A 25,539-nucleotide genomic window follows, 5' to 3' on the forward strand; every position below is an offset into this window, starting at 1 on the left:
TTTGTTATATCGAGCGCAATCGATACTGTACCTTCTAATTAGTATATCTCAATTGCGCTCGGTATAGCATTGTTTAATTCTTGTAAACAAGTCCTACTGAAAAACCTCTTTCATTTCCGAAGTTTCTTCCGTCAAGATTCAAGCCATAACCAGCCGAAACACCAAAAGTTTGTTTGTAAACAGGTACATAAACGTCAAAAGATAAATTGGTATAATCTACCTCAGTTTGCGATAAAGCAACTGGACCTCCATTTGCTCCGAACTCGGCAGAACCGATATCATATCCTGATGTAGAATCTTGAATTCCTAATTTCGCATGTACATAAAACTGATTGGTAAAATACCCTAGTTTAAAGCTATACAATAAAGCGTCTGGGACATCAAAATCGGAATTACTTCGAATACTATACCCCGTTTGAGCTTCTGCAAACAAGTTAAAATTGGTGGTGTACTGCAAAACGACCAATCCATCAACGGTAGTTGCTTTATTACCAATAGATAAAATACCGTTGCCTTCATAGTCTCCTAAAGGAAATGCAAGACCCGCTGACCCACCTAGTGTAAACTTAGAGCCATCTTTAAAATTTTCTTCAAACATTCTTGCTTTCAGAAAAAGAGAGAGATCTTGAATTCCACTTTGTTCACTTTCTCCATGAACAGGATCTGGGTTTCCGTCTTTACTTTCAATTGATATGTAAGGAAAAGAAACAATAGCAGATAACCAATTGTTTATTCCGTAGTCAGCATAAACACCAACAATTGAAGAAGAAATATCTCCTAAGTTTGCAGGATTTCCCTCTGATAGTTCTTCTCCTAAATAAAACTTATCGTAACTTTTAGAAAAGTAACTTACAGCAACTGTTAGTTGATTTTTTTCTGGATAAAAGCCTGTGACTGGTGATTGCGCATGTAAGAACACTGGGAACAACAAGGCTATTGTAATCCCAATACATGCTTTTTTCATTGTAAGCATAATTTGAACGGTTTTAGTTTATTTCAAACCTTAGACGAATGCATAATTCATCTCTTACATCGAAAATTAGATTTATTTTTTACTTCGAACACTCTCAATTACTACTGTTGCTAAAATTAACGCTCCACCAATAAATGTATTTAACGTTGGTATTTCCCTTAAAAAGAAAAACGCCAAAATAATTCCAAATATTGGTTGAACACTACTAATAATGCTTGCCGTTGATGCCGTAAAAAACTGAAGTGAATGCACCATTAAACTATGCCCAATCGCTGTTGTTAATAATGCTAATAATAGCAAATACGGTAATTGACTTTGAAAACCAGAAATATCCATAAAAAATAGAGTAGGGAGTAGGCATGCTGAAATAATTATTGTTTGGTAAAACATCAACATTACACCATTGTATTGAAGCACATATTGCTTCATAATTAAAATTCGAACAGAATAGCACAGCGCTGATAACACTCCAAATAATATGCCTTGAAGATTTGTGCTTTCAAGATTAAATTCTGGAGACAAAATATACAGCCCTGTTAAAACTAATAACCCTAAAACTATATAGACTGGACTGAACTTCGTCTTTAAAAAAACGGGTTCTAAAAAAGCAATGATTACAGGAAAAGTATAAAGCGAAAGCATTCCCATAGCAACATTTGAAAGTTTCAAGGCATAAAAATAAGTAACCCAATGCGCTGCCATAAACACTCCTGCTATAAAAAATGGTTTGTAGTGTTTTGGCGACTTCAGTTTAAAGTCCATTTTTCTGTATTTACAAAAAATGAACATAAATATTGCCGCAAAAGTTGAGCGAAACCAAATAATTACTTCCGTTGGCATTGCTATATATCTTCCAAGAGCTCCCGAAGTACTTATAAAGAAAGTTGCTAATAATAAACCGATTACATTTTTTAAATGATTGCCCTCCATAATTCCTAATAAAAACTCAAATGTAATAAAGTTTGGACCCAACAAAATATGGATCGCGATTTAACTTTCGAATTCTAGCATTTTTAAACAGATACATCCTATTATGTTACTAATAAACAAAAGTTAAAAATTGATAGTATTTTCTATATTCAGCATTAAGAAAATTTTATGTAAGTTCGCTTTATTGATAAATTACTATGATTGCTGATTATATTTCGTACTTCTACAAATGCTATCAAGCCGATAATAAAGAGTCTGGAGTTCTTAATTTCTTCTCTTCAAAATATGAAAATCAGTTTATTATAAAACCTGAAGAAGAATTAATAAACAATAGATATCCGCTACAGTTTATTTCTGAAAAACAAGCCATTCCAATTTTACAAACTTTAGCACTATACAACAATGATAAAGAGCTTTGGTATGGGAGTTTATTTTGCCTTGGAAAAAGAAATGATTTCCGCAAGCGCATCACTTCAATTACAGCACCTTTATTTCTTTACAAAGCTGCTATTGAAAAGAAAGAAGATGTTTATTTCTTAAAAATTGATCATGAATCTAGACAGTTAAACATTGCCTTTTTAAAAGGCCTTTTGTTTAAAACATCTTTCGATGATTTTCTTTTTGAAGTTGAACGGCTTTTTGACGCTAATACTCACGTTAATTTTTTTGTAATTAATCAGCTAAAACGAATTTTTGAAGAGCATGTTTCAAACATTCATTTTAACTCTGATTTTTTATTGTATCCAAAATTAAAAAATCAAACCTATTTAAAAACGTTAGTACAACAAGAAAAAGAATTAGAAAAGTTTACCATGGTATCAAGTTCTGGAATCTTTATATCTAGTCGTGCTAACAACATAAACGCAGTAGTAAATGAATTAGAAACCTTAAAAAACCAAACTAATTACTCACAGGGTTTACAAGCTTTCTTTTCATCAGAAATTGAAAAAAATGCTCGTTATAATAACACTATAAAAATTCCTCAATTACTCAATACTGCGCAAGAACGCATTGTTCAGAATGCATCTACCTATGGAAAATCCGTAATATTTGGTCCTCCAGGAACTGGAAAAACCTATACCATAAGCGCCATAGCACAAGATTATGTTAGTAAAGGGAAAAGTGTTTTAATTGTTACAAAAACAGCTCAAGCATTAGATGTTATTGCCGATAAATTAATGAATTCTAAAATAGGTGATTTTGCTATTAAAGTAGGAGGGAACTACTACAAAAGAACCTTGTTAGCTAAACTAAACAGAATTATTAATGGCCGCTATTACCGCCATAAACACAAGGAAGAAGCTTATCAAGCAGATATAAAAAGAGAAGTTCAGTTCAATAAACTTAAAAGTTTAGAGGCTGATTTTACCGAAAAAGTTACCAAGGAAATTGAACGTGTTGAAAAACTATTCTCTGAAAGTTTCTATCAAAAAACGCTTTCTAAACTCGATATTAACTTTATTCGTGTTTTTGAAAAAATAGAGTGGGAGATTATTGAAGAGTACTTTTCCACATTAACCTTATTTGAAAAAAGAGCAGAGGAGGCCTTATTAAAACAGTTAATTAGTACCATTATTGTTTACTCAAATAAAGAACTTCAAAAACTTATTGCACTAAAAAATGTATTTCAAACAGCAGAGAAATCACTCATCAATAAACAACTTCAACAATTAGATGCAGCCCCATTAACTCATTTTTTACCAATTTGGCTGGTTAAAATTGACGAGATAGCCATGAGTTTGCCTATGCAAAAGGATTTATTTGATATTGCCATTGTTGATGAAGCTACACAATGTGATATTGCTTCTTGTTTACCGATATTTCAAAGAGCTAAAAAAGTTGTTGTTGCAGGTGATACCAATCAACTTCGTCATATAAGTTTTTTATCGAAAACTCAAATGGATCGTTTTCAAAAGCAACATGATATTACTGATTCTATTCGTTTTAATTTTAGAAAAAAGAGTTTGCTTGACTTCACATTGGAACACACAGCAAAAGGTGATCAAATTGTGTTGTTAGATGAGCATTACAGATCCTTACCTGAGATTATCAGATTTAGCAATGAATCTTTTTATGGGCAAGCGTTAAGAATAATGACGCAAACTCCATTAAACCATAATAAACAAGCCGTTTTTTTACATAAAACAAATGGTTTACAAGATGAAAAAGGAATTAATTTAGAAGAGGTAAATCAGGTAATAAAACATATTGAAATTGTTGTGGAAAATGAGCGATTACTTCATAAAAGTTTAGCGACAAGCATTGGTGTATTGTCTCCGTTTAGACAACAAACCAATCAACTTACAAAAAGCATTAAACAAAAATTTGATTTAACAACAATCAAAAAACACAAAATAAAACTAGGAACTCCGTATCATTTTCAAGGAGAAGAACGTGATGTCATGTTACTTTCAATGGTTGCTAATGGTAATTCTCATTTTGCAAGCCTAAATTATCTAAATAAAGAAGATGTTTTCAATGTAGCTATTACACGAGCTAGAAATGAACAGCATATATTTTACTCGATCAACTCGGAATCACTTCCAGAAAGATCATTATTACGACAGTATTTAAGCTCATTTGAACAGAAAAACATATTCACACACCAGAATGAACTTACTGAAGACTCCTTTAGCCAAGAGGTAAAAGCATTCTTAAAGCAATTTAAAGCAACAACTCATGTTGGATATACTATTGCAGGTTTAAGTATAGATATGTTGTTAGAAAACAACAATAACTACCTTGGAATAGATTTAATTGGTTATCCTGGAAGTTTTACCGCGGCCTTTGATATTGAACGTTATCGCATTTTACATCGTGTTGGAATACAAATCATACCCATTTCTTACTTATCATGGACGTATCATCAAGAAGAAACAATGAAGTTTTTGAAGAAAATGATGCAGCCTTTGATAGCGTAATAAAACCTAAAATCGAAGATTTTTATAGCATATATTTTGACGCTTCTTTAGAGATGATTGTTTCTATTATCTCGATTTCATTTTTTGCTTTTTGCTTGTTCATTTTTGCGAAATAAACAATATCTCTCAGTTCTTTATTGGATTTCCAAATAAGCTTAAGGTTCTTATTATTTATTTCTTGTTCACATAAAAAACTAGGAATTAATGCAACGCCGTTACTAGTTTGCAAGCATCGAATGATAGAATTCATATTCGGAACAATATAATTTGGTTTGTTGTATTGTTTTCTGTTAAAATTTAAAAGCCAAAATTGTTTTATAAATCCAGTAACATTTGAGGAGCTGTACCAAATTTGATTCTTAAGTTCGTTTTCTAATACATTCCAATTTTTATTTAAAATTGCTTTTTCTATTTCATCTGTGTCTACACTGTTACTAGAAACTAACCATACTTCCTGATTGAAAAAACGGGTATAATTAATATTTTGATTCTTATTTTTTTTGGGTGTAATAACTAAATCTAAAATTCCTTCTTCTAATTCCTTAAGCATTTGAGGATATTCTCCAAAATGAGCTATAATGTCAAAATCAAAACTTTTTATATTGGGTTCAAATAAAGTCTGAAAAATCTCTGAACACATTCCAATGCTTAATGTTTTCCTATTTCCCTTTCCCGTTTTTCTAAAATGTTTCTCCGATTTCTCTAATTTTTGTAGTGCATCTAAGATATAATCATATAGAATTATCGCTCGCTCTGTTGGTACCATAATCCGTGGCTTTCTTTCAAAAAGTTTATATCCAACATACGATTCTAAAGAACTGATATGTAAGCTAACTCCAGGTTGCGATGAAAACAATCTTTCAGATGCTCTTGTTAAATTTCCTTCTTCATACACTGCTTTAAACGTTCTATACCATTCTAAATTTATCATTGCCATTATTTTTGTGATACAAATGTATTATTTCTATTATTTCAATAATACTTCAACTCAATATATATTTGCAGAAAACAAATACAATACAAATGAAAAATGTTTTAATAATAAATGGTTGGCACTCTTTTTCGGAAGCAAAAGGTCAGTTTAATAAATCGTTAAGTACCTTAAGTACTTCTTTTTTTTATGCCATAGAAAATTACACAGTTAAAACAACTCAAATAAATGACGGCTACGATATAGAAAAAGAAGTTTTAAAGTTTACTTGGGCAGATGTTATTATATACCATACTCCCGTTTGGTGGTTTTCTATACCTTTCAAATTTAAAAAATATTTTGATGAAGTATTAACGGCAGGCTATAACAACGGCTTATGGATTAGTGACGGTAGGAGTTCGAAAAATCCAAAAATTAACTACGGGACCGGTGGTCTCTTAAGTGGAAAACAATACATTTTAACTTCAAGCTGGAATGCTCCTGAGGAAGCATTTACCATGACCGACGAATTCTTTGATCAAACAAGTGTTGATAAAGGTGTTTTATCTGGGTTCCATGCCATGAACAAATACTTAGGTATGAATTTAATAGATTCATTGCACTTTCATGATGTTGAAAAAAATGCAGATGTTCATGAAGAATTAAAAAAGTACAACCTCTTTCTTGAGAAAAACTTTATGGCTCAGGTATAATTTTAAGACATATCAAAACTATACCTAAATATAGTTTTGATATGTTTTCTTAAAAAACAGCAATACTTTTTTACAAATAATATAGCATAGTTACCTGCACTTGATTATCAATATGCCTAAAAAATTAATAGTTCTCATAATATAAAATGAGTTATTTATTCTTTATAAGCTTTATAGAATTAGTTTTACCACCTTCAATGAGCTTCATAAAATAAATTCCTGGTTCATATTTGTCTAGGTTTATCTTAGTAGACTGACTTCTAATAGAGATCTGATTCAGTTTATTACTGTTCATATCATGGATTGAAACTTTGTATTCTCTATTTCTGTCGAACTCTTTTATAAAAAGGATTGTTGAATCGGATGTAGGATTCGGGTATATTTGAAATGATAAATCCTCACTATTACTATTAATATATTCGTTTATATTTCCAGACTCATTCGTGGAAGTAATTTTAGTTTTATAGAGATCTGCATTGTAAGTAGCATCTTGATTGGTTTTATTACAAAAACTAGTGACATAATTAACAGAAACTGGAGGTTGTGGTTCAAGTTGTTGAAATGGCCCTGTTTTGATAAAAACCTTATCGTCAATTGTCGCTCCCGGAAGAACATCTATCAATGTATTTGAAAAAAAGCCTTTTATAACATCAGGTTCCGTCTCAACTGGTGCCTTAATTTTTATGGGGCCATCAACATAAGTAACCTTAGTTGCGGCATAGTTTTGGGGTGTATTTATTATTAAACTTTTTAAGTGCGTATTGGTATTAATAGCTTCATACGGAAATGCCGTATAATCGTTATCAATATTTACAGGTACTGTAAATATCTGAACATTCCGAATGGGGTCTCCATCATAACCGTTTTCATTAGATTCATATTCAATATAGAACTGAAGTTCAGCTTTCTTCACACCATAAAAAAATATATCATCGCCTTCGTATGGAAACCCCTCAAGGCTTTCTAATTTTAACTCCATCAGTAGCTCCTTGACATCATTAATATCAACATAACTTGAATACATTTTTTCCTCATTAAAACCATCTATATTTTTAGTTTGAAAATTCTCATTCAAAAACGTTGCACTAGAAAACTGATGATATAAAATTATTCTTGTTTGTATTCTTGTATTATCTAAATTAATATTGGTATTTGGATTAAAATAATACTTCAGGTTATCTCTAAGATAAGATTTAACTTTGAGTTTATGCTCAGTAGTATTTTGACTTATAGACAACTCAATAGTTGGAGTTTTTAAAACAGCGAAAGTCCCAATAGGTTTATTATAAATAGGTCCTTCAGGAGATAGATAATTATCACTTCCGAAGGTGTAAATTCCAGATTCTTCTTGTAGAAATGAAGTGTCGTATCCTGGTAAACCGTCCCATCTAGTGCCAGGTAAAGCTATATCAATTATTCTATTTAAATTATCCTCTCCTTCAATTTCTCCTTCAATAATCATTTCTCCCATAACAGTGGTTGCCCCAGATTTGGATGATCCATAGTTTAAATCTTTCGAAAGACTGCTCATATATTTCGATACCCCACTTATATAAGCTTTGACTTTACTCTTGTCAATAGACTCTGGACCAATATTCCATTTATTACTTTTTTTATCAAAAGACACATTCCCTACCGCACCTGCAAGATTCATGATGTTTTTTATTAGTTTCCAATTTTTCTTGTCATTCGAATGTGTATTCGGATTGTTTGTAATTATATCAATTAAATCTGCAAACTTTGAAGTTTGAATTATAGCGCCTTTCGTTGCTATAGCCGTTGCCAATGCACCAACCCCTCCAATTACTCTATTTACAACCAATTTATCATAATTTACACCAGGTGAGGTCTCTTGAATTATACCTGTTAAAGCCCCTTTAGCTACAAGTCCCAATTTATCCACTACAGTTCCAGATATTCTAAACATAACTGGTTTTCTACAAATACAAGGATCATAAGCAACTGGAAGATCGAAATAAGTCCAATAAGTGGAATGTTCAGTAGCAGGAAAATCGGTAATCATTTGTACAGATAATTCCGTTGTTTTCTGATCAAGTGGTTGCATCGTTTCACCTTGAATGCTCAGGGTATTTGAAACGGACAAAGAACTTGAAGGTAAATCTAAAGGTAAACCATCAACCGTGTTTTGAGGAGCATCTTTTGTTGGAATAGTTATTCTATATTTGATAATATTAGGTCCCCAAGCTATATCACGATGCATCATAAAAAACCTCATCAGCCCTCTATGCCTATTATAAAAAATCATATATGGCGAATTATGAGCATTGGCATCATTTCTCGGAGTTATGTTATCGGAAAGCCTACCTAAATCAATTTTTACAACCTCCCAACCATCTTCTGGTCTAAAATCCGATAAATGTTGTTCAGCAATAATTGATGTTAATGCTCCTGGATTCGTTAACCAATAAGGACTTGTTAACCATTCCGTTCCTGATGGAAATTTATCTAAAAGCAAGTCATCACTTGAAAACCAATCTACATTATTTAAATGGTTTGTCAAGGAATTTATAGGTGCCTCTGGATTCGTAATTGACTCCTGCTGTTCACAATCTTGTCCCGTCATAGTCCAAACAAAGCAACAATTTAGAAGAAGTATAAGTTTTAACAAAAATATTTTTTTCATAATTCTTACTTTTTCTTAAGTGTATCAATTTCCTTCTTTAAATCAATAATGTACAAGGTTAGTTCTTCTATTTTCTCCAATAACTTAGCATCCATCTTCCCTAAATTAAGCCCTTCCTTTTCAATTATTGACGCCTTCGGAATATTTGGTAAATGACCATTAAGTTTTATAAATTGCTCTACCTCTTTTAATGGTTTTAGCTTATAATCTTTTTTAAACACATAATCGGCCCAAACCCCTGAGGAAATATCAACTCTAACCTTTTCGGTTCTAATTCCTTTTTTTACAAAAAGTTTATAATCATTACAATCGGTACAAGAATCAAAATTGAAAGATCCGCCAATTAGAGTTTTACCTGCCGATATCCAAAAATTATCGTTGTTTGTACTTACAATACTTAAGGTATTTCCATAACCTCCTGTATAATTACTAAAAGCCCTAATTCTCCAATTTTCAGTTCCATTATAATGTCTGAAAGAAATACCTCCATAACTATTTGTAGTTTTAGATTGTATTCTCACTTCCTGCTCATTATCCAATCGTATGTCTAATTTCGATTGTGGGTTACTAGTACCTATTCCAACCTCTCCATCTCGATTCAATGTCATAATAGTTAGGTTTGTGCTTGGATAACGAAAATGTAACCTACTATTCGCTGCAATGTCCCAATCCCAATTAGTACTGACTCCTGACCCTAAAGAAGGACTACTGTAGGATAAACGCAACCCCGAACTGACGCTCTCAAAAGGAGTTCCCATACTTATCCCACCTGATGTGTATGTTTTTTTGAGAGTTAACAATCTTGGTGCTAAACTAATACCTCCAGTTACCCCTCCACTTGTAGTAGCACTAATTTTGGCACGACCAACTAAATTTTCTGGATTGCTTCCTGACCATTGACCAATGGCTAATTGACTAGTTAAAAGTAAAATAATAACGAATTTAAAATTCATAATAATAAATAGTTTATTTTGCTCCTACTCTATTTAAAGTTTTTCGGATTCCACTTTGTAGTCAGTTTATTACAAGTGAAAAAAAATTAATTTCATTACCCAAACAATAAATCCTATCAAGGTTAACATAAACTGATTTAGGTTGAAGTTGTAATGATAAATTGAAGCATTATTAATCAATAATGATATGACTATTAGTGAAAAGCATAATACCATTACAGAATTTAACGTATTTTTAAAAAATTAGAATTTTTCTAAAAAGCTATTATGGTACTTAAAGCATTAAGCATACAACAAATGAACCACGAAATCATATATTTTTATGGTTGGTGGCAACTTTCTGTCTGTTTATTTGCCTTTATTGCTTTACTTGCTATCTGGTGGCATATAGGTAAAAAACAAAACGATTTTGGTCAAGTGTGGTTAGCGCTTTCTGTTTTATGCTGGAGTATTTCTGGAGCCTTTGAGATATATTTTATTGAAAGTAATGCAACTTCAGCGTTTATTATTAACGGATGGCGTAGCATATGGTCTTTACTGAATAGTTTGTTTATCTTATTATCACTGCCTTGGTTTCGTTATTTACCCACTCCAATCGGGCATATTATAAAATCGAAGTACTGGATTTATATTGTTGGTATTCCTTTTCTATTTTCATTATTACCCACCTTAAGCCGCATGATATCCGGTACCGTTATTTCAGTAATTAATGAACTTGATGTATACTACGCCTTTTTCACACTAATATTTTTAGGTTTTGTTTTATGGGAATCATTTTTAAAACGACGCTTAAAGGCCTTAGCCTTTTTGTCATTTGTTTGTATACTTGTTGTTTTAGTAGCTCAAATCTACAAGCTCTCTGGAAACAATATTAACTTAACCTTGTTCTCAGCAATTTTCAAAACATCATTAATCATGATTTTCTTTGCTTTGGCTCTGAGTTGGGTAAAAGAATTGGCTGAAAACGTAATTCCTAATTCAAGTGATTTATATCTTAGTTTTCAAAAAAATAAACTTTCTTCAGGAAAAACAGAAAACCTTATACTCTTAAAAGGCTTTCCAGGCTCTGAAAAACGAAAAGTAAAATTATCTCCTGTTTTGTTCGATTTATTTACAAAATTTGCTGAACGCAGACTATCAAATGAGGATTGGTTAGAAATTAAACCTAAGAATTTTTCCATGCCAAGTAAAACCTTTGATATTAAGGATTACAACGAAGTAAAAAGATTGCTAATATCATTACTAGATGGTGTGTTTGGTAAAGACAATTGGACCACAGAGCATCACTTAAATCCGTTAAAAACAACACTTTTCGAAATGTCGGAAAAGCGAGACAGAAAAATTCGTTTAAAAATCCCTAAAGAAAACATTTCTTTATAAACCAACACTTTAACACTAATTTGTCAGTAGTTTTTTTACTGACAAATTCATATTCTTTCTGATAAAGTCTTCTCTAAAAAATTCAATTTTAAACATTGCGTTGAAAATCATAAAACTATTCTCATGACCTCAAAACAACGCATAACTACCATTATTTTTCTTTTATTGCCATTTATACATCAAGCCCAAAACAAAGGATTAGACGAGCAAATTAACGATGCTTTTATGCCTTTTGCTTCTTGGTGGGAAGGGTTTATCCTTTCAACGATCAACATTTTTGGATATGGAATTCCAATTGTCCTCATCATCTTAGTTCTTGGAGCACTATTCTTCACGATTTACTTTGGCTTTATTAACATTAAGCACTTTCCAACAGCTATTCAAGTAGTGAGAGGTAAATATGACGATTTAGAGTTTCTGAACGTCGAAACAACTTCACATGTTCACGAAATTGATGGTGATATTATCGATACAATCAAAAATGAAAGTAGTCATGGAGAAGTGAATCACTTTCAAGCCTTAGCAACTGCTGTTTCTGGAACCGTTGGTTTAGGAAATATTGCTATGGTTGCGGTTGCCATTTCTATTGGTGGTCCGGGTGCTACCTTTTGGATGGTCATCGCTGGTTTACTTGGAATGTCTTCAAAATTTGTAGAATGTACACTTGGTGTAAAATATAGAGATATTGATAGTGAGGGTAACGTATATGGTGGTCCGATGTATTATTTATCAAGAGGCCTTAAAGAAACAGGTTTAGAAAAATTGGGTAAATTCTTGGCTGTTGTATTTGCTATTTTATGTGTTGGAGCCTCATTTGGAGGTGGAAATGCTTTTCAAACGAATCAAGCCGCTGCTCAAATTATTTCAAGGTTTGGTATTGATGGCGTTGCTTCAGGAAGCCTTATAGGGTTGATCTTCGCTATTTTCGTTGGAATTGTGATTATTGGTGGAATTAAAAGAATTGCCAAGGTCACTGAAAAGGTCGTTCCACTAATGGCTATACTTTATGTTGTATCAGCATTATTCATTATTTTTTCAAACGTTAGCTTTGTTGATGATGCTATTGCATTAATTATAAATGAAGCATTTACCCCCAAAGCTACCATTACTGGAGGTTTTATTGGGGTAATGATACAAGGCTTTCGTCGTGCGGCATTTTCAAACGAAGCAGGAGCAGGTTCAGCAGCAATCGCACATTCTGCTGTCAACACCAAATATCCCGCTTCCGAAGGCCTTGTAGGATTGTTAGAACCATTTATTGACACGGTAGTCGTTTGTTCTATGACAGCAATTATCATCGTTATGTTTAATATGGATGGTGCTTTTGTTTATGGAGATGTAATTAATGGACAGGCGTTAATGGCCGATGGATCTAGACTAGGTGGTGTTAACTTAACATCATTAGCCTTTGACAATGCCATTCCAGGAGCTTCGTATGTTTTAGTAATTGCAGTCACCTTATTTGCCTTTTCTACCATATTATCATGGTCATACTATGGTTTACAGTCGTGGAAGTATTTGTTTGGTAGAGGAAAATGGACTGATTTAACCTATAAAATTATTTTTTTAATGTTTACTGTTTTGGGAGCCGCTGTAACACTAGATGCCGTTATTAAATTTTCAGATGCTATGATTCTCGCTCTTGTTTTTCCAAATATGATAGGGCTATTACTTCTATTTCCAAAGGTTCGAAGTGAAATTAAACGCTATCTAAAGGATATTAAATTATTGAAAATGAAAAATGAATAGCGATGTTTATGAATGGACATAATCATGCATATATTCTTTGTTATATCTCTAAGTAATTTTTCTTTTTCCATTGATGAAAAAGAAACAAAAAATCTAGTCTTAACCGCACTGCTCGCAGAAATAATCATCCTCGAACCTAAAAAAATAACTCGCTATTGCTCAAACAGATTTTAATCTCGTCGGTTCTTGCGGTGTTATTTTTGGTTTGTTCGCTTATGACAAGAGTAATTAAGATCCTATTATTAGTAATAACAACTCTAAATGTTATTGCAAACAGTTAACAAAGTTTCTATATGAAATATCGAAATAAGCTGTGCATAAACATATTCAAAACTATCTAAAGAGTTTTCTCCTTTCACTTCCATCGACATATTTTACTATTAAACACCTTTTAATCAAAACTATTTTTCTTTTTCCTTTGATGAAAAAAAACAAAAATCTAGTCTTAACCGCACTGCTCGCAGAAATAATCATCCTCGAACCTAAATTAAAATAACTCGCTGTTGCTCAAACAGATTTTAATTTCATCGGTTCTTGTGGTGTTATTTTTGGTTTGTTCACTTATGACAGGGGTAATTAAGATCCTATTATTAGTAATAACAACTCTAAATGTTATTGCAAACAGTTAACAAAGTTTCTATATGAAATATCGAAATGAGCTGTGCATAAACATATTCAAAACTATCTAAAGAGGTTTCTCCTTTCACTTCCATAGACATATTTTACTATTAAACATCTTTTAATCAAAACTATTTTTCTTTTGCCTTTGATGAAAAAGAAACAAAAAATCTAGTCTTAACCGCACTGCTCGCAGAAATAATCATCCTCGAACCTAAATTAAAATAACTCGCTATTGCTCAAACAGATTTTAATTTCGTCGGTTCTTGCGGTGTTATTTTTGGTTTGTTCGCTTATGACAGGAGTAATTAAGATCCTATTATTAGTAATACCAACATTAATAATAACCCTAAATGTCGTTGCAAACAGTAGGGAAAATTCTTGCTCATACCATAAAAATCGAAGAGATACATTACTTAATATTTTTTTAACGCTATGATTTCCAAGGTTATTCTATGCTTTTCATTTATGACAAACCTACTACATAGATAGGATTTCCATTCATATTGGCTGCAAACGTATAAAAACAGGTACTCAGATATACTACACGTCATTTGAAGCCAAAATACCACTGTACATTTGTACCGAGTTTGAATCCCCTTTGAATAGTTAATTATGGAGGTTGTCAAGGTAAATGAAAAAGAAAATCATCCCTAAACAAGCTTAGTTCCCCCCAAATAGAAATTTTGACAACCTCTTTTCATTCCCCTATCGGGGATGATTGGCTCCTTCGGGAGCTTTCTTTTTTGCGGTAAATCTACTTTCTTTCTGCTTTATGCTTATGTTTAGTAAACCTCTTTACAAAAAAAACAAAGACTATATAAAGTAAAGCAGGAATTCCGATATAATATAGTTCGCTATAAATAACTTTGAGACCCCAATGGCTAAAAAAGCGACTTGCTCCAATTGGTGATACTTGAATCGGTCTCCAAGGAAGAAAATATCGCGTGTTATCGAATGGTGAGAAAAGAGCTACTCCTAAACCGCCATTAGTCAATCCATCTAAAAGGGCATGAGATACGGTACATAAAGTAAAAAAAGCCATGAATAGGAGACCTTTTTTACTGAAGAAGCTTTTGCTGTAGAACAAAGCCGTAACGAGTATACCTAAAAAAACTGCAAACAAAATTGAATGAGAAAAACCTCGATGTCCCCAAAAGCTTTCATATGGAATATGAAATTGAAATCCTATGACATCCGCATCTGGAATTATTGCACATAGAATGCCTAAAAACCAAAACTTTTTATCTTTGATTTTCTTTGAAAAACCACTACCAATAGTTACTGCTGTTAATGCATGTCCGAAAATTGAAGCCATGTTATTTTTTTATTAAAACCGCAATAAATATACTTCTAAAGTTTGGTACAAAACAGTAGGGATAATAGAGCAATTCCAATGTAGATTCCTCCTACAATGTAATCTTGGTTAAAAGGGATTAAAAATATCTTTTTCATGTGCTTTTTCAATTTATTATAAGTTAAGACAACAAACATGCCCCAAACTATAGCTATCAAAATAAACACTACTCCAAGAAACATCATTTGAGAGGCCTCTTCTTTTTTAGAAATACTGACAAATTGCGGCAAAAAAACAACAAAAAATAAAATTGATTTAGGATTAAAAAGACTTATTATCAAACCTCCTGAAAACGCTTCCTTTTCCATTCTTTTCGTCAATATATTCTGATCAAATTTATTTTTAGGATGATAAATTCTCTTAAACCCTAGTAATGTTAAATAAAAAATCCCACCAAATTTAATTATTGAAAACCCAACGTTAGATTTTATTAAAACCGATGAAAATCCAAAAGCTACCAAAATTACATGAACCAATGTACCTAACTCAACCCCCAATACAGAGAGAACCCCTGCTTTATATCCTTTTTCAACTGTTCTTGTTAAAATATAAACGATAGCAGGACCTGGTGAAATTATTAAAAAGGTTGAGGCTAGAATAAAAGCAACAATATTTGCTAGTTCTGGTATAATCATTTTCTACTTTTTTGTCATTATCATTTCCAAAAGTAGTTTACAATAAACAACAAAGCCTTAATGTACATTAAGGCTTTGTTGTTTATTTTTTGTTACGGAGAGAACTTAAAAACTCGGGGCTAACCCCAAGATAGGAAGCTATTTGTCTTTGTGGTAAACGAAGTTCAATTTTAGGATAATCCATTAGAAAATCATCATATCTTTCTTTAGCTGAGCAGGAAAGAGCCTGTTTTATCCTTCGTTCTTGCTTAAATATTTGCTCGTTTGATAAAATCCTAAAATATTTCTCAAACTTCGGAATATTGGATAGTAAAGTTTCTATACTAGCTCTTTTCAATTCAATAACCTCAGTATCTTCAATAGCTTCAATATTAAATATAGATGGTGAACCTTTCCAAAAACTTTGAATATCTGAGATCCATTGGTTTTCAAAACAAAACTCAAAAACTCTTTCCTTTCCTTCAGTATTGGTATAGCTCCTTTTAAGACACCCTTTTAACACAAAATATTTAGAAGAGCACACCATTCCTGTTGTCAAAAGTTGCTGTTTCTTTCTAAGTTTTTTTTGGCTCAATAACGATAGCAAAAATTCTTTTTCTTCCTTATCAAGCTTAATATATTTCTCAATATTTTCTAATAGAATATTAAAAGTCATCTAATACATTTATTTTTAATCAAAAACCATAACACTTACCCAAACTAATACCTTGAAAACAAAAAAATAATCTATACCAAGATTCTAATAATTGCTAAATCATCTGTAGGGATATAACCGTCTTTTTCAAGAGATAGTACTTTTCTATCTAAAAAATTATCTGGGAATTCACCCGTTTTATCGACCATAAAAAATTTAGCGATCTCGCTTTCACTCTTTTGCTTTTCTTTAGTTTTTAAATTTTTAAAAGAATAGATTCCATCCGTACAGATTGATAAATCTTTAAATTCTTGTATTGAAATAAATTGATTATGGTTTTCAAACCAAGTATTGAAGTCTTTAGTCAAATGATATCCTAAATAGTCTGGTTTATCGTTTTGTTCAAAATCTTTGAAATTACTATCGATACAAACCAAACCATCACCAACAACAATTATTTCGGCCTTATTTTCATTAGTTTTTACAATACCTAGAATCAAAGTAGAAAGCATTTCATGATATTCAAGATAAAGGGAACGTTTTATGGTGTTTAATATGTGAAACATCTCTTCCAATACCTCTTTCAATCTGGTTTTTAAGGAACGTTCTTCTGTTTTCTTAACAAAATCTTTATAATAATTTTGTTTGGCTATACCTCTTAAAACTTTTCCGAACAAATGACTAGCAAAAACAGATTCTTTACCCATAGAACACCCATCCATTACGGCAATTAATTTTTCAGTATCAGATAAGTTTTCAATGACAAAAAAATCTTCACAGTGATGTGTATGGAACTCTCCTTTTTTTAGAGTTTTATATATTTTCATAGAAAGTCAAAAGTAGAAAATAACTTTTAAAAACCTGAATGAATTATTAATGTTCATTCAAAAACGTATTATAATGATAATTTCAAATCATAAATAATATTAGCTATTAAACTTAGGTGTGCTTAAATGTATACGAAAAGTTAAAAACCCTTGACTTCTAATGTCTTTGTGTATTTCTTCAATATTTTCAGGAATATCATTATTTAATAGCCAGTTTACATCAAAACCATTTTGTATAGCTATTTTCATTAGGCTAGGGTTTTCAGTTATTAATTCTCCTAATTGCTCCAAATCATAATCAAATTCCAACCATAAATCTTCATGTAATTTTTGTCTCAACACTAATATTTTAAAAGCTCTTCCAATTATATATATACATAGTTTTCTTGCTTTCGCTAAGGTATGTTGGGTTATTTGACTATTGTTCTTTTGGAGTGTTTCCAATAAAAGCAATAAATTAAGACTTACTTCTCCGTGCTTGTCTTTGGTTATTTTAACATGTTCAGTTATTTCGCCACTGATTTCACGCATGTACATCATTAGGTCGCCTGGAGATAAACGATATTCAGAAAAAAATGCAATTCGTTCCTTAATATGCTTTTGTTTATCAAACCTTCTTTCATCGACTGTTTTATGGTCTACAAGTTCAAAATATAATCTTTCGGCAAGGATTCTATCTTTTTTTAACAAACGAAGGATAAGCTTATCCTTTTCTTTAGAAGGTAAGTGGCTAATTGCTTCTTTAAATTCTTTTTCGAAAGTCATGATTTCTTGTTTTCGTACTGAACTCAAAGATAGTGCAATAATTGCTTTATTGAATATTGAATTCATAGTTAGCAATCCATAGATTAGTTTCTTTCTACAAAATAAAATTCTTTTTTGTTTCAATGATTAACTTAAAGTAATGAGGTTTATTAGCTGCACTCTCTTCTTTTGGCTTGATACAAAATGAAGCAAAAAATCAAGTCCGACCTAGGAAATTACTTCGTATCGTTCACTTTCGAAATTTCATGCGTTATGCTGCGCATCGCAATTCCTTTTCTTCATTCTCTATTTCTTGGTTTAGACGGGTTTTTAAAAAGATTATAACGTTTCAATGATTAGTTCTTAATGTTGAGGCTTAAGTCTTAAATTAATACTTGTTCCTTAGCGAAGAACTAGAAATACGAAATTATTTTCTTTCCATTTCAACTCATTTAACTTAAAGTAATAAGGTTTATTAGCTACACTCCCTTCTTTTGTCTTGATACAAAATGAAGCAAAAAATCAAGTCCGACCTAGGAAATTACTTCGTATCGTTCACTTTCGAAATTTCATGCGTTATGCTGCACATCGCAATTCCTTTTCTTCATTCTCTATTTCTTGGTTTAGACGGGTTTTTAAAAAAATTATAACGTTTCAATGATTAGTTCTTAATGTTGAGTTTTAAGTATTAAATTAATACTTGTTCCTTAGCGAAGAATTAGAAACACAAATTACTTTCATTCCATTTCAACTCATATAACTCAAAGTAATAAGGTTTATTAGCTACACTCTCTTCTTTTGTCTTGATACAAAATGAAGCAAAAAATCAAGTAGTATTTAACAAATGCAACTATCGAGTTTTACTTTTAATTTGCGAGAGGTTACCCTCTTTTTACAATCATTTCAAAGGAGTTCTGACCATTTAATTATCCCCTTTATATAAGCTTCTGCTTATACATAATTAAAACTTCATTATCAAAATGCCATTCATAACCATTATTTTTTATTGTTTTCTATAAGTATTTTTTAATTTTCATTTCAAATGTAATACGATAGGTTTCCTCTGGTTTAAAAAACTTAAACAAGGCAATACTGGCAGGAATAGTTAAAAAAACAAAACAGATAACAAAAGTGAGTATCGCTGCCAAAACGGCTAAGACTTCTATCCCAAAAGCTCCAAAATAGTTTTCATAGGTACGCACAAAAGAATAAGAAGATAGCGCATAATCATAAAAACGTATGCTTGTTTCATACCCTAACCATGCTGGATAAAACCATTTTCTTATAGGTTCCCACCACGTTCCCCAAATTGATTTTAATTGTATTTTATTAGCTTCCATTTAAATTGTTTTTGCAAAGGTTGTTTTAATGGAAGGTTTATCATTTGATCTATATCAAATTCGTTTTTTAATATTTCTTATTCTACTTAACGTTTCGAGAGTAATTCCTAAATAAGAAGCAATATGTGTTAGAGGAATTCTTTGTGTTATTTTAGGATAAATATTAAGTAATTGGTTATATCTATCCTCTGCTTTAACAAATTGAATCGTATGTAATCTTTCGCAAAGCCCTAACATCGTTTCTGTTACTATTTTATGAATAAAGCGTTCAAATTCATGGTAATTGTCAGATAACTTTTTCACTGTATCTTTAGAAAACTCCAAAACAGTTGCATCTTCCATAAATTCAATATAGTGTGGACTTGGATCATCGCTAAAAAAGCTACTTATAGAAGCCATAAACTGATGTTCAAAAGTAAACCAGTCAGAAATATCTTTACCGTCCTTTAAATAGTAAGCTCTCGCACAACCTTTGATCAACAAATACGCTTTTTGAGAGTATTGCCCTTCTCGAACAACAACGTCTCCTTTTTTAAACATTTTAACTTCTGAATGTTTAATAAACTCTTGCTGACATTCAAATGTCAACGGCGCATAGGCATGACCTACCTCAGTAAGTATTTTTTCAAGATTCATTCTTTTAAACTTGGAAACTTATACGTTTGTGTTTTCATTAGCTATTACACACTTTTCAACGTATTAAAAGCCTTATTTACCGTATCAATTTTTATGAAAGTAATAAGCAAGCGTAATCCGCTTTTCGTTTCCTTTTCTTTCATAACACAACTTTTTGAGTTCTTTTGAACATATTGCAACATTCTAGTAAAGGCTTCCGTTTGATAAAAATCACTTTGTTGATTTGACACAAAATATCCAATCATTCTCTTTTGCTTGAGGATCAGTTTTTCAAGTCCAAGTGATTTTGCCAACCATTTCATACGAACACTATCTAATAAATCGGCCACCTGCGTTGGATATTCTCCAAAACGATCAATAATTTCACTTTCAAAAACCTGTAATTCTTCCTCGTTATTGACTTCTGAAAGCTTGTTGTACAACACCAAGCGTTCACTTACTGAGTTCACATAATCATCAGGAAATAAGATTTCAAAATCAGTATCAATTTGAACCTCTTTTACAAATTCTTTTTTACCAGTTTGATTCGTAGGATATAAATCTTTAAACTCATTTTCTTTCAATTCTTCAATTGCCTCATGTAGGATTTTCTGATAGGCATCAAAACCAATATCGTTAATAAACCCGCTTTGCTCTCCACCTAGTAAATCTCCTGCACCACGAATTTCCAAATCTTTCATGGCAATATTAAGTCCGCTTCCTAAATCAGAAAACAACTCTAATGCCTGAATTCTCTTACGTGCATCATCGGTCATGTGATGATGTGGTGGTGTAATGAAATAACAAAATGCTTTCTTATTTGAACGTCCAACACGTCCGCGCATTTGGTGTAAGTCCGATAATCCGAAATTGTTAGCATTGTTAATGAAAATTGTATTCGCATTTGGCACATCCAATCCACTTTCAACAATTGTAGTTGATACCAAAACATCAAATTCATTGTTCATAAATGCCAGCATTAGCTCTTCTAGCTTTTTTCCTTCCATTTGGCCATGACCAATTCCAATTTTAGCATCAGGAACCAAGCGTTGTAACAATCCAGCCACTTCTTTAATATTTTCAATTCGATTATGAATAAAGAATACCTGACCTCCTCTTGAAATTTCATAAGAAACAGCATCTCTAATGGTTTCTTCACTAAAACGAATTACATTAGTTTCTATCGGGTGACGGTTAGGAGGCGGCGTTTTAATTACCGACAAATCACGCGCTGCCATTAAACTAAACTGCAAAGTTCTAGGAATAGGGGTTGCTGTTAAGGTTAAAGTATCTACATTTTCTTTAATGGTTTTCAATTTATCTTTAACCGAAACTCCAAATTTTTGCTCCTCATCAATAATTAATAACCCTAAATCTTTAAAGCTTATGTTTTTATTTGTTAGCTGATGAGTACCGATAACAATATCAACATGTCCGTTCGAAACTCCCTCTAACACCCCTTTTCGTTGTTTTGTGGATCTAAAACGGTTTAAATAATCTATGACTACTGGAAAATCTTTTAATCGCTTAGAAAAGGTTTTAAAGTGCTGAAACGCTAAAACTGTAGTTGGCACTAAAATAGCTACTTGTTTTCCATTATCTACTGCTTTAAAGGCAGCACGTACTGCTATCTCTGTTTTCCCAAAACCAACATCACCACAAACCAATCGGTCCATGGGTTGTTCTTTTTCCATATCAATTTTTACATCTTTGGTTGCTGTAAATTGATCCGGAGTATCTTCAAAAAGGAAACTTGCTTCTAATTCGTGTTGCATGTGGGTATCGGGACCAAAGGCATGTCCTTTTTGCAGTTTTCTTTTTGCATAAAGTTGAATCAGGTTAAACGCAATTTCCTTAACACGTGTTTTCGTTTTTTGTTTTACCTTTTTCCAAGCATTGGAACCTAATTTATATATTTTCGGGGCTTTTCCATCTCTTCCATTAAACTTTGATATTTTGTGCAATGAGTGAATGCTTACATACAAAATATCGCGATCGCCATAGATTAACTTAATGGCTTCTTGTTTTTTTCCTTCAACATCAATTTTTTGCAGTCCTCCAAACTTTCCAACACCATGATCAATATGAGTTACATAATCACCCACTTCAAGTTTTGTTAATTCTTGTAAGGTTATTGATTGTTTTTTAGCATATCCATTTTTCAAACGGAACTTATGATAACGTTCAAAAATTTGATGATCGGTATAACAAACTATTTTCTCAGCTTCATCAATAAAACCTTGGTATAGCGGAAAAACTAAAGTTTCATAATGTACTTCTTGATCGGCATCGTCAAAAATATCTTTAAAACGTTGGGCTTGTTTATCATTTGCACAAAAAATATAGTTAGTAAACCCTTTAGCATGATTCTCGTTTAAATCTTCAATTAGTAAATTAAATTGTTTATTAAACGATGGTTGTGGTTTTATGTGAAACAATACATCCGTATCAGGGTTTTCTGCTTTTAACTCTGAACGAAAACTAACATGAGCCACCGTAAAATCCTGTAATTGTTTGATAATTTCAGTTCCGTTACAAAATAGAGTAGCAGGCTCAGCATGTTTCACCTCTTTTGACAACTCACTAAATGCAGTTTCTGCTTTTGTGTAAAACTTATCGAGATTCCCGGATAATAAGTCAGTATTTCTAGCAAATACCGCTGTTTTTGAAGAAATGTATTTTAAAAAGCTTTCTCTAGTTTCTTGTAATGCCTTATTTTCAACATTAGGCATAATACTTGCTTTTTTGAGCTTATCCTTAGAAAGTTGCGTTTCTACATCAAAACTACGAATACTATCAATTTCTTCACCAAAAAACTCGATTCGATAAGGCTCATCATTTGAAAAAGAAAATACATCGATAATTCCTCCACGAACAGAAAATTCACCCGGTTCAGTTACGAAATCTACTCGATTGAAATTATATTCAAACAGTACCTCATTCACAAAATCAAGTGATACCTGTTCACCAACACCTAATTTTAAGGTATTTTTCTCTAATTCCTTTTTGGTGACCACCTTTTCAAATAGGGCAGTAGGGTAGGTAACAATAATGGCAGGTTTTTTACGAGAGTTGATTCTATTCAACACTTCAGAACGCAATAACACATTGGCGTTGTCGGTTTCTTCTATCTGATACGGCCTGCGATATGACCCTGGATAAAACAAGACATTTTTTTCACCCAACAATTGTTCTAAATCGTTTAGATAATACGCTGCCTCTTCCTTATCATTCAAGATTAAAAGGTAGGGTTTATCGGCTTGTTTAAAAGTTTCAGAAATAACAAAAGACAACGAAGAGCCGACCAAATTCGTTATTTGAAAATGGTGAGGATCTTGTTGAAGCTGACCAACAATCTGTGTTACTTTACCCGATTGCTGGTAATGATTTACAATGGTTTGCTTGCTCAACGTAAAAAAATTTTGGCAAATATAAGGTTTATTACTTTTGAGTGGTTATTTGTAAATGTTAAGTGTTACATGTTGAATATTGAATTATTGCGTTATGTTTTTATTTCATGCTTTTATAGTTAGGTTATTTCCCTAAGGCTAGAAATAACAAATAATCTTGTAACATCATTTTCGAAAGATTGATGACGAATGAGAAATCTGAATAGAGTAATAAAACATAATCACTAACCCAGTAACAGATTTCTCCCTAGCGCTCGAAATGACAAATTAACGAAAACAAAACAACGTCATTTCGAAGAAGTGATAACAACTGAGAAATCTAAATATACGAATAACAATCAGAAAACATCTTTATTCAAAAACAACCATTCAGGATTAAAGCTACTAATAAGACTTTCTTTCTTTGTTCTATTCCATTTTTTTATTTCTTTTTCTCTCATTATAGCTTCCTTTACTGTCCTGAAAATTTCGTAATAAATCAAATTAAAACAATTATACTTTCCCGCAAATGTTTTTTTTGAATTCTGACTATCAAAATAATGTTCTGATAATCTTCGTTGAAGATTATTCGTAACACCAATGTAAAGTGTAGTTTTATTTCTATTTGTTAAAATATAAATGAAGTATTTCGTTAGCATTTTTACTTTAAAACTAAGAATTATTTTCTAAATGTGATATTTTTCAAAAAACAAATAAAAGTTGTGAAAGATTTCTCCTTTCAGTCGAAATGACAAATAACCACGGAGGGTCATTTCGAAAGAATGATAATGACTGAGAAACCTAAAAGTTGTTCAAACTAATATCAGTAACTTAATAATAGCGTTCTCCATAAGGCTAGAAATAACAAATAATTGTGTAACATCATTTTCGAAAAAGTGATGACGAATGAGAAATCTGAATACAACAGAAAACTATCATTCTACTAATAAAAAAAGCATCCAAACACAAAGTTTAGATGCTTCACAATTAAATACTTTTCTTTTTCAGAAAGTAAATTACTAATTAGTAGTAGTTACTTTTGAATTGTTATAATCCACATGGATTTTCTCCAAAAATCCCTGGAACACAGCTTCCTGACCATGAGTCACAAACATATCCATACGACGAGTTATGTTGGAAATTACAGCAGTCGCTATCTGTACGACATCTTTGCGACTTGAATCCTCCATAAATATCTTTCTGTTTTGATTTATCTAAAACGGTTCCTAGATTTAAAATTGTTTTTTTCATTACACGTAAATTTAAATTAAACATTCAGTTTTTAATTGTAGGGCAAAAAACCAAGGATATAATCCCTAACACATTGCCTTAATTCATAATCTATAAGGAATTATCTATTTATCATTTCAACTATTTACTAGTATTAGTATCTTCTAATTCAAATGAAATGCCACTCCCTCATAAACATAACCATGCGCACCGCTACCTAGTTCATTGAAATCGTTGGTATATACATGATCTTTTAAATCAATATTATAATATCCATAAATGGGCCTACTATATCCAGTACCTCCCATAATTCCTTCGTATTGCCAATTATTTCTAATACTAGTTGTATATAAATTTTCTAGTATTTGTGCGCCCTGAGTTAAATCAAGTCCGAAAAAATATGAACCATTAAGGTTTTGACTATAACAATCATTGGCAATAACATAATGATTACTACTAGATATTCTTCCTCTTGCTAATACTCTATCCTGATTGCGGTTGTCTATATTATGCCATCTACTAATGAAATTAGAATTACTAAAATTTCTACTTGCAAAACCTAACATTCCTTCATAAGCATAACCAGCATTTTGGCCTTCAGCAATAGAGGTGGTATAAAAATGATCTCCGTTTCTATAGAACCTATGGATAGCAACTAAACTATTTGGATCTAAACCAAAATCTGATCTTGCTCTTTCCAAACTTTCTGATTCCAACAATTCTTGTAATTCTCTTTTAACAATTTCGTGAATTTCTGTTTCCGTTTCTTTATTGAACTTTTTTGATGAGTTTTCAGATAAAAACACTTCAATTTTAGCTTCGATTTGCTTGAGGTCAATTTTTTCTAATTCTGCTCTATTCTCTGTTTGAATTTCATTTGCTTCTTCGTTTGAACACGAAAGATGTAGCATTACCATCATTAAAACGATAATTTTCAATATGTTTTTTACTTTCAACATTATTAAATTTTAGATTTT

20 protein-coding genes are annotated in these 25,539 nt (G+C 31.7%); 4 read left to right on the plus strand and 16 right to left on the minus strand.

The genetic code is table 11. From position 1 onward, the window contains the following. Nucleotides 1-73 precede the first annotated feature (73 nt). Together BLW23_RS14155 and BLW23_RS14160 are read right to left on the minus strand one after the other, a co-directional pair. Nucleotides 74-964: a transporter gene (locus BLW23_RS14155; protein WP_093670937.1), complete on the minus strand. Its 891-nt coding sequence runs from the start codon at nt 962-964 to the stop codon at nt 74-76. A gap of 81 nt (nt 965-1,045) precedes the next feature. Continuing rightward, the gene (locus BLW23_RS14160) at nt 1,046-1,903 is read right to left on the minus strand and encodes a DMT family transporter (protein WP_093671824.1); all 858 of its coding nucleotides are present in this window, start codon (nt 1,901-1,903) and stop codon (nt 1,046-1,048) included. A 197-nt stretch (nt 1,904-2,100) separates the two neighbouring features. Between BLW23_RS14160 and BLW23_RS14165 the strand changes: the two genes are divergently transcribed. Beyond that, nucleotides 2,101-4,824 (plus strand): AAA domain-containing protein, encoded by a 2,724-nt coding sequence (locus BLW23_RS14165; RefSeq protein ID WP_093670939.1) that lies wholly within the window; start codon nt 2,101-2,103, stop codon nt 4,822-4,824. A 22-nt stretch (nt 4,825-4,846) separates the two neighbouring features. Here BLW23_RS14165 and BLW23_RS14170 read toward each other — a convergent pair whose 3' ends face one another. Further along, nucleotides 4,847-5,755, minus strand: a complete 909-nt coding sequence (locus BLW23_RS14170) for a LysR family transcriptional regulator (protein ID WP_176829834.1) — start codon at nt 5,753-5,755, stop codon at nt 4,847-4,849. Between the two features lie 92 nt (nt 5,756-5,847). Here BLW23_RS14170 and BLW23_RS14175 point away from each other — a divergent pair, with 92 nt between their 5' ends. Beyond that, nucleotides 5,848-6,447 carry an NAD(P)H-dependent oxidoreductase gene (locus BLW23_RS14175; protein WP_093670943.1) on the plus strand — a complete coding sequence of 200 codons (600 nt, stop codon included), beginning with the start codon at nt 5,848-5,850 and terminating at the stop codon, nt 6,445-6,447. 151 nt (nt 6,448-6,598) lie between these two features. Here BLW23_RS14175 and BLW23_RS14180 read toward each other — a convergent pair whose 3' ends face one another. Further along, on the minus strand, nt 6,599-9,091 hold the full coding sequence (locus BLW23_RS14180; RefSeq protein WP_093670945.1) for a T9SS type A sorting domain-containing protein: 2,493 nt from the start codon (nt 9,089-9,091) through the stop codon (nt 6,599-6,601). Nucleotides 9,092-9,096: 5 nt separating this feature from the next. Next, nucleotides 9,097-10,044, minus strand: a complete 948-nt coding sequence (locus BLW23_RS14185; RefSeq protein ID WP_093670947.1) for a hypothetical protein — start codon at nt 10,042-10,044, stop codon at nt 9,097-9,099. 267 nt (nt 10,045-10,311) lie between these two features. Here BLW23_RS14185 and BLW23_RS14190 point away from each other — a divergent pair, with 267 nt between their 5' ends. Together BLW23_RS14190 and BLW23_RS14195 are read left to right on the plus strand one after the other, a co-directional pair. After that, nucleotides 10,312-11,424 (plus strand): hypothetical protein, encoded by a 1,113-nt coding sequence (locus BLW23_RS14190; RefSeq protein WP_093670949.1) that lies wholly within the window; start codon nt 10,312-10,314, stop codon nt 11,422-11,424. Between the two features lie 123 nt (nt 11,425-11,547). After that, the gene (locus BLW23_RS14195) at nt 11,548-13,173 is read left to right on the plus strand and encodes an alanine/glycine:cation symporter family protein (RefSeq protein WP_093670951.1); all 1,626 of its coding nucleotides are present in this window, start codon (nt 11,548-11,550) and stop codon (nt 13,171-13,173) included. 1,375 nt (nt 13,174-14,548) lie between these two features. Here the strand turns inward: BLW23_RS14195 and BLW23_RS14200 are convergent. The 11 genes from BLW23_RS14200 to BLW23_RS14250 form a co-directional block, all read right to left on the minus strand. Further along, on the minus strand, nt 14,549-15,109 hold the full coding sequence (locus tag BLW23_RS14200; RefSeq protein ID WP_093670953.1) for a metal-dependent hydrolase: 561 nt from the start codon (nt 15,107-15,109) through the stop codon (nt 14,549-14,551). A 35-nt stretch (nt 15,110-15,144) separates the two neighbouring features. After that, complete coding sequence (locus tag BLW23_RS14205) at nt 15,145-15,783, minus strand: LysE family translocator (protein WP_093670955.1); 639 nt, start codon at nt 15,781-15,783, stop codon at nt 15,145-15,147. An 82-nt stretch (nt 15,784-15,865) separates the two neighbouring features. After that, nucleotides 15,866-16,438, minus strand: a complete 573-nt coding sequence (locus BLW23_RS14210; protein WP_093670957.1) for a Crp/Fnr family transcriptional regulator — start codon at nt 16,436-16,438, stop codon at nt 15,866-15,868. Between the two features lie 71 nt (nt 16,439-16,509). Further along, entirely contained in the window at nt 16,510-17,244 is a 735-nt protein-coding gene (locus BLW23_RS14215) for a protein phosphatase 2C domain-containing protein (RefSeq protein WP_093670959.1), read from the minus strand. A gap of 99 nt (nt 17,245-17,343) precedes the next feature. Beyond that, nucleotides 17,344-18,075, minus strand: coding sequence for a hypothetical protein (locus BLW23_RS14220; RefSeq protein ID WP_255362803.1), 732 nt, complete (start codon nt 18,073-18,075; stop codon nt 17,344-17,346). A gap of 926 nt (nt 18,076-19,001) precedes the next feature. After that, complete coding sequence (locus BLW23_RS14225; protein ID WP_093670961.1) at nt 19,002-19,328, minus strand: hypothetical protein; 327 nt, start codon at nt 19,326-19,328, stop codon at nt 19,002-19,004. A 54-nt stretch (nt 19,329-19,382) separates the two neighbouring features. Then, nucleotides 19,383-19,964 carry a Crp/Fnr family transcriptional regulator gene (locus tag BLW23_RS14230; protein ID WP_093670963.1) on the minus strand — a complete coding sequence of 194 codons (582 nt, stop codon included), beginning with the start codon at nt 19,962-19,964 and terminating at the stop codon, nt 19,383-19,385. Between the two features lie 44 nt (nt 19,965-20,008). Next, nucleotides 20,009-23,353: a transcription-repair coupling factor gene (mfd, locus tag BLW23_RS14235; RefSeq protein ID WP_093670965.1), complete on the minus strand. Its 3,345-nt coding sequence runs from the start codon at nt 23,351-23,353 to the stop codon at nt 20,009-20,011. Nucleotides 23,354-23,691: 338 nt separating this feature from the next. Beyond that, entirely contained in the window at nt 23,692-23,991 is a 300-nt protein-coding gene (locus BLW23_RS14240) for a GIY-YIG nuclease family protein (RefSeq protein WP_093670967.1), read from the minus strand. Between the two features lie 388 nt (nt 23,992-24,379). Further along, the gene (locus BLW23_RS14245) at nt 24,380-24,583 is read right to left on the minus strand and encodes a hypothetical protein (protein ID WP_143032185.1); all 204 of its coding nucleotides are present in this window, start codon (nt 24,581-24,583) and stop codon (nt 24,380-24,382) included. Between the two features lie 143 nt (nt 24,584-24,726). Next, nucleotides 24,727-25,521, minus strand: a complete 795-nt coding sequence (locus BLW23_RS14250; RefSeq protein WP_093670971.1) for a hypothetical protein — start codon at nt 25,519-25,521, stop codon at nt 24,727-24,729. Nucleotides 25,522-25,539: the final 18 nt, after the last annotated feature.

The organism is Tenacibaculum sp. MAR_2009_124, assembly GCF_900105455.1.
GTDB lineage: Bacteria > Bacteroidota > Bacteroidia > Flavobacteriales > Flavobacteriaceae > Polaribacter.

Bases quoted from the DNA above. Each gene is read 5' to 3' on its own strand.
- BLW23_RS14190 (WP_093670949.1), top strand. From the start codon at position 10,312: ATGGTACTTAAAGCATTAAGCATACAACAAATGAACCACGAAATCATA.
- BLW23_RS14210 (WP_093670957.1), bottom strand. From the start codon at position 16,438: ATGACTTTTAATATTCTATTAGAAAATATTGAGAAATATATTAAGCTT.
- BLW23_RS14155 (WP_093670937.1), bottom strand. From the start codon at position 964: ATGAAAAAAGCATGTATTGGGATTACAATAGCCTTGTTGTTCCCAGTG.
- BLW23_RS14170 (WP_176829834.1), bottom strand. From the start codon at position 5,755: ATGATAAATTTAGAATGGTATAGAACGTTTAAAGCAGTGTATGAAGAA.
- BLW23_RS14185 (WP_093670947.1), bottom strand. From the start codon at position 10,044: ATGAATTTTAAATTCGTTATTATTTTACTTTTAACTAGTCAATTAGCC.
- BLW23_RS14205 (WP_093670955.1), bottom strand. From the start codon at position 15,783: ATGATTATACCAGAACTAGCAAATATTGTTGCTTTTATTCTAGCCTCA.
- BLW23_RS14250 (WP_093670971.1), bottom strand. From the start codon at position 25,521: ATGTTGAAAGTAAAAAACATATTGAAAATTATCGTTTTAATGATGGTA.
- BLW23_RS14200 (WP_093670953.1), bottom strand. From the start codon at position 15,109: ATGGCTTCAATTTTCGGACATGCATTAACAGCAGTAACTATTGGTAGT.
- BLW23_RS14215 (WP_093670959.1), bottom strand. From the start codon at position 17,244: ATGAAAATATATAAAACTCTAAAAAAAGGAGAGTTCCATACACATCAC.
- BLW23_RS14220 (WP_255362803.1), bottom strand. From the start codon at position 18,075: ATGAATTCAATATTCAATAAAGCAATTATTGCACTATCTTTGAGTTCA.
- BLW23_RS14165 (WP_093670939.1), top strand. From the start codon at position 2,101: ATGATTGCTGATTATATTTCGTACTTCTACAAATGCTATCAAGCCGAT.
- BLW23_RS14245 (WP_143032185.1), bottom strand. From the start codon at position 24,583: ATGAAAAAAACAATTTTAAATCTAGGAACCGTTTTAGATAAATCAAAA.
- BLW23_RS14225 (WP_093670961.1), bottom strand. From the start codon at position 19,328: ATGGAAGCTAATAAAATACAATTAAAATCAATTTGGGGAACGTGGTGG.
- BLW23_RS14160 (WP_093671824.1), bottom strand. From the start codon at position 1,903: ATGGAGGGCAATCATTTAAAAAATGTAATCGGTTTATTATTAGCAACT.
- BLW23_RS14180 (WP_093670945.1), bottom strand. From the start codon at position 9,091: ATGAAAAAAATATTTTTGTTAAAACTTATACTTCTTCTAAATTGTTGC.
- BLW23_RS14230 (WP_093670963.1), bottom strand. From the start codon at position 19,964: ATGAATCTTGAAAAAATACTTACTGAGGTAGGTCATGCCTATGCGCCG.
- BLW23_RS14175 (WP_093670943.1), top strand. From the start codon at position 5,848: ATGAAAAATGTTTTAATAATAAATGGTTGGCACTCTTTTTCGGAAGCA.
- BLW23_RS14195 (WP_093670951.1), top strand. From the start codon at position 11,548: ATGACCTCAAAACAACGCATAACTACCATTATTTTTCTTTTATTGCCA.
- BLW23_RS14240 (WP_093670967.1), bottom strand. From the start codon at position 23,991: ATGCTAACGAAATACTTCATTTATATTTTAACAAATAGAAATAAAACT.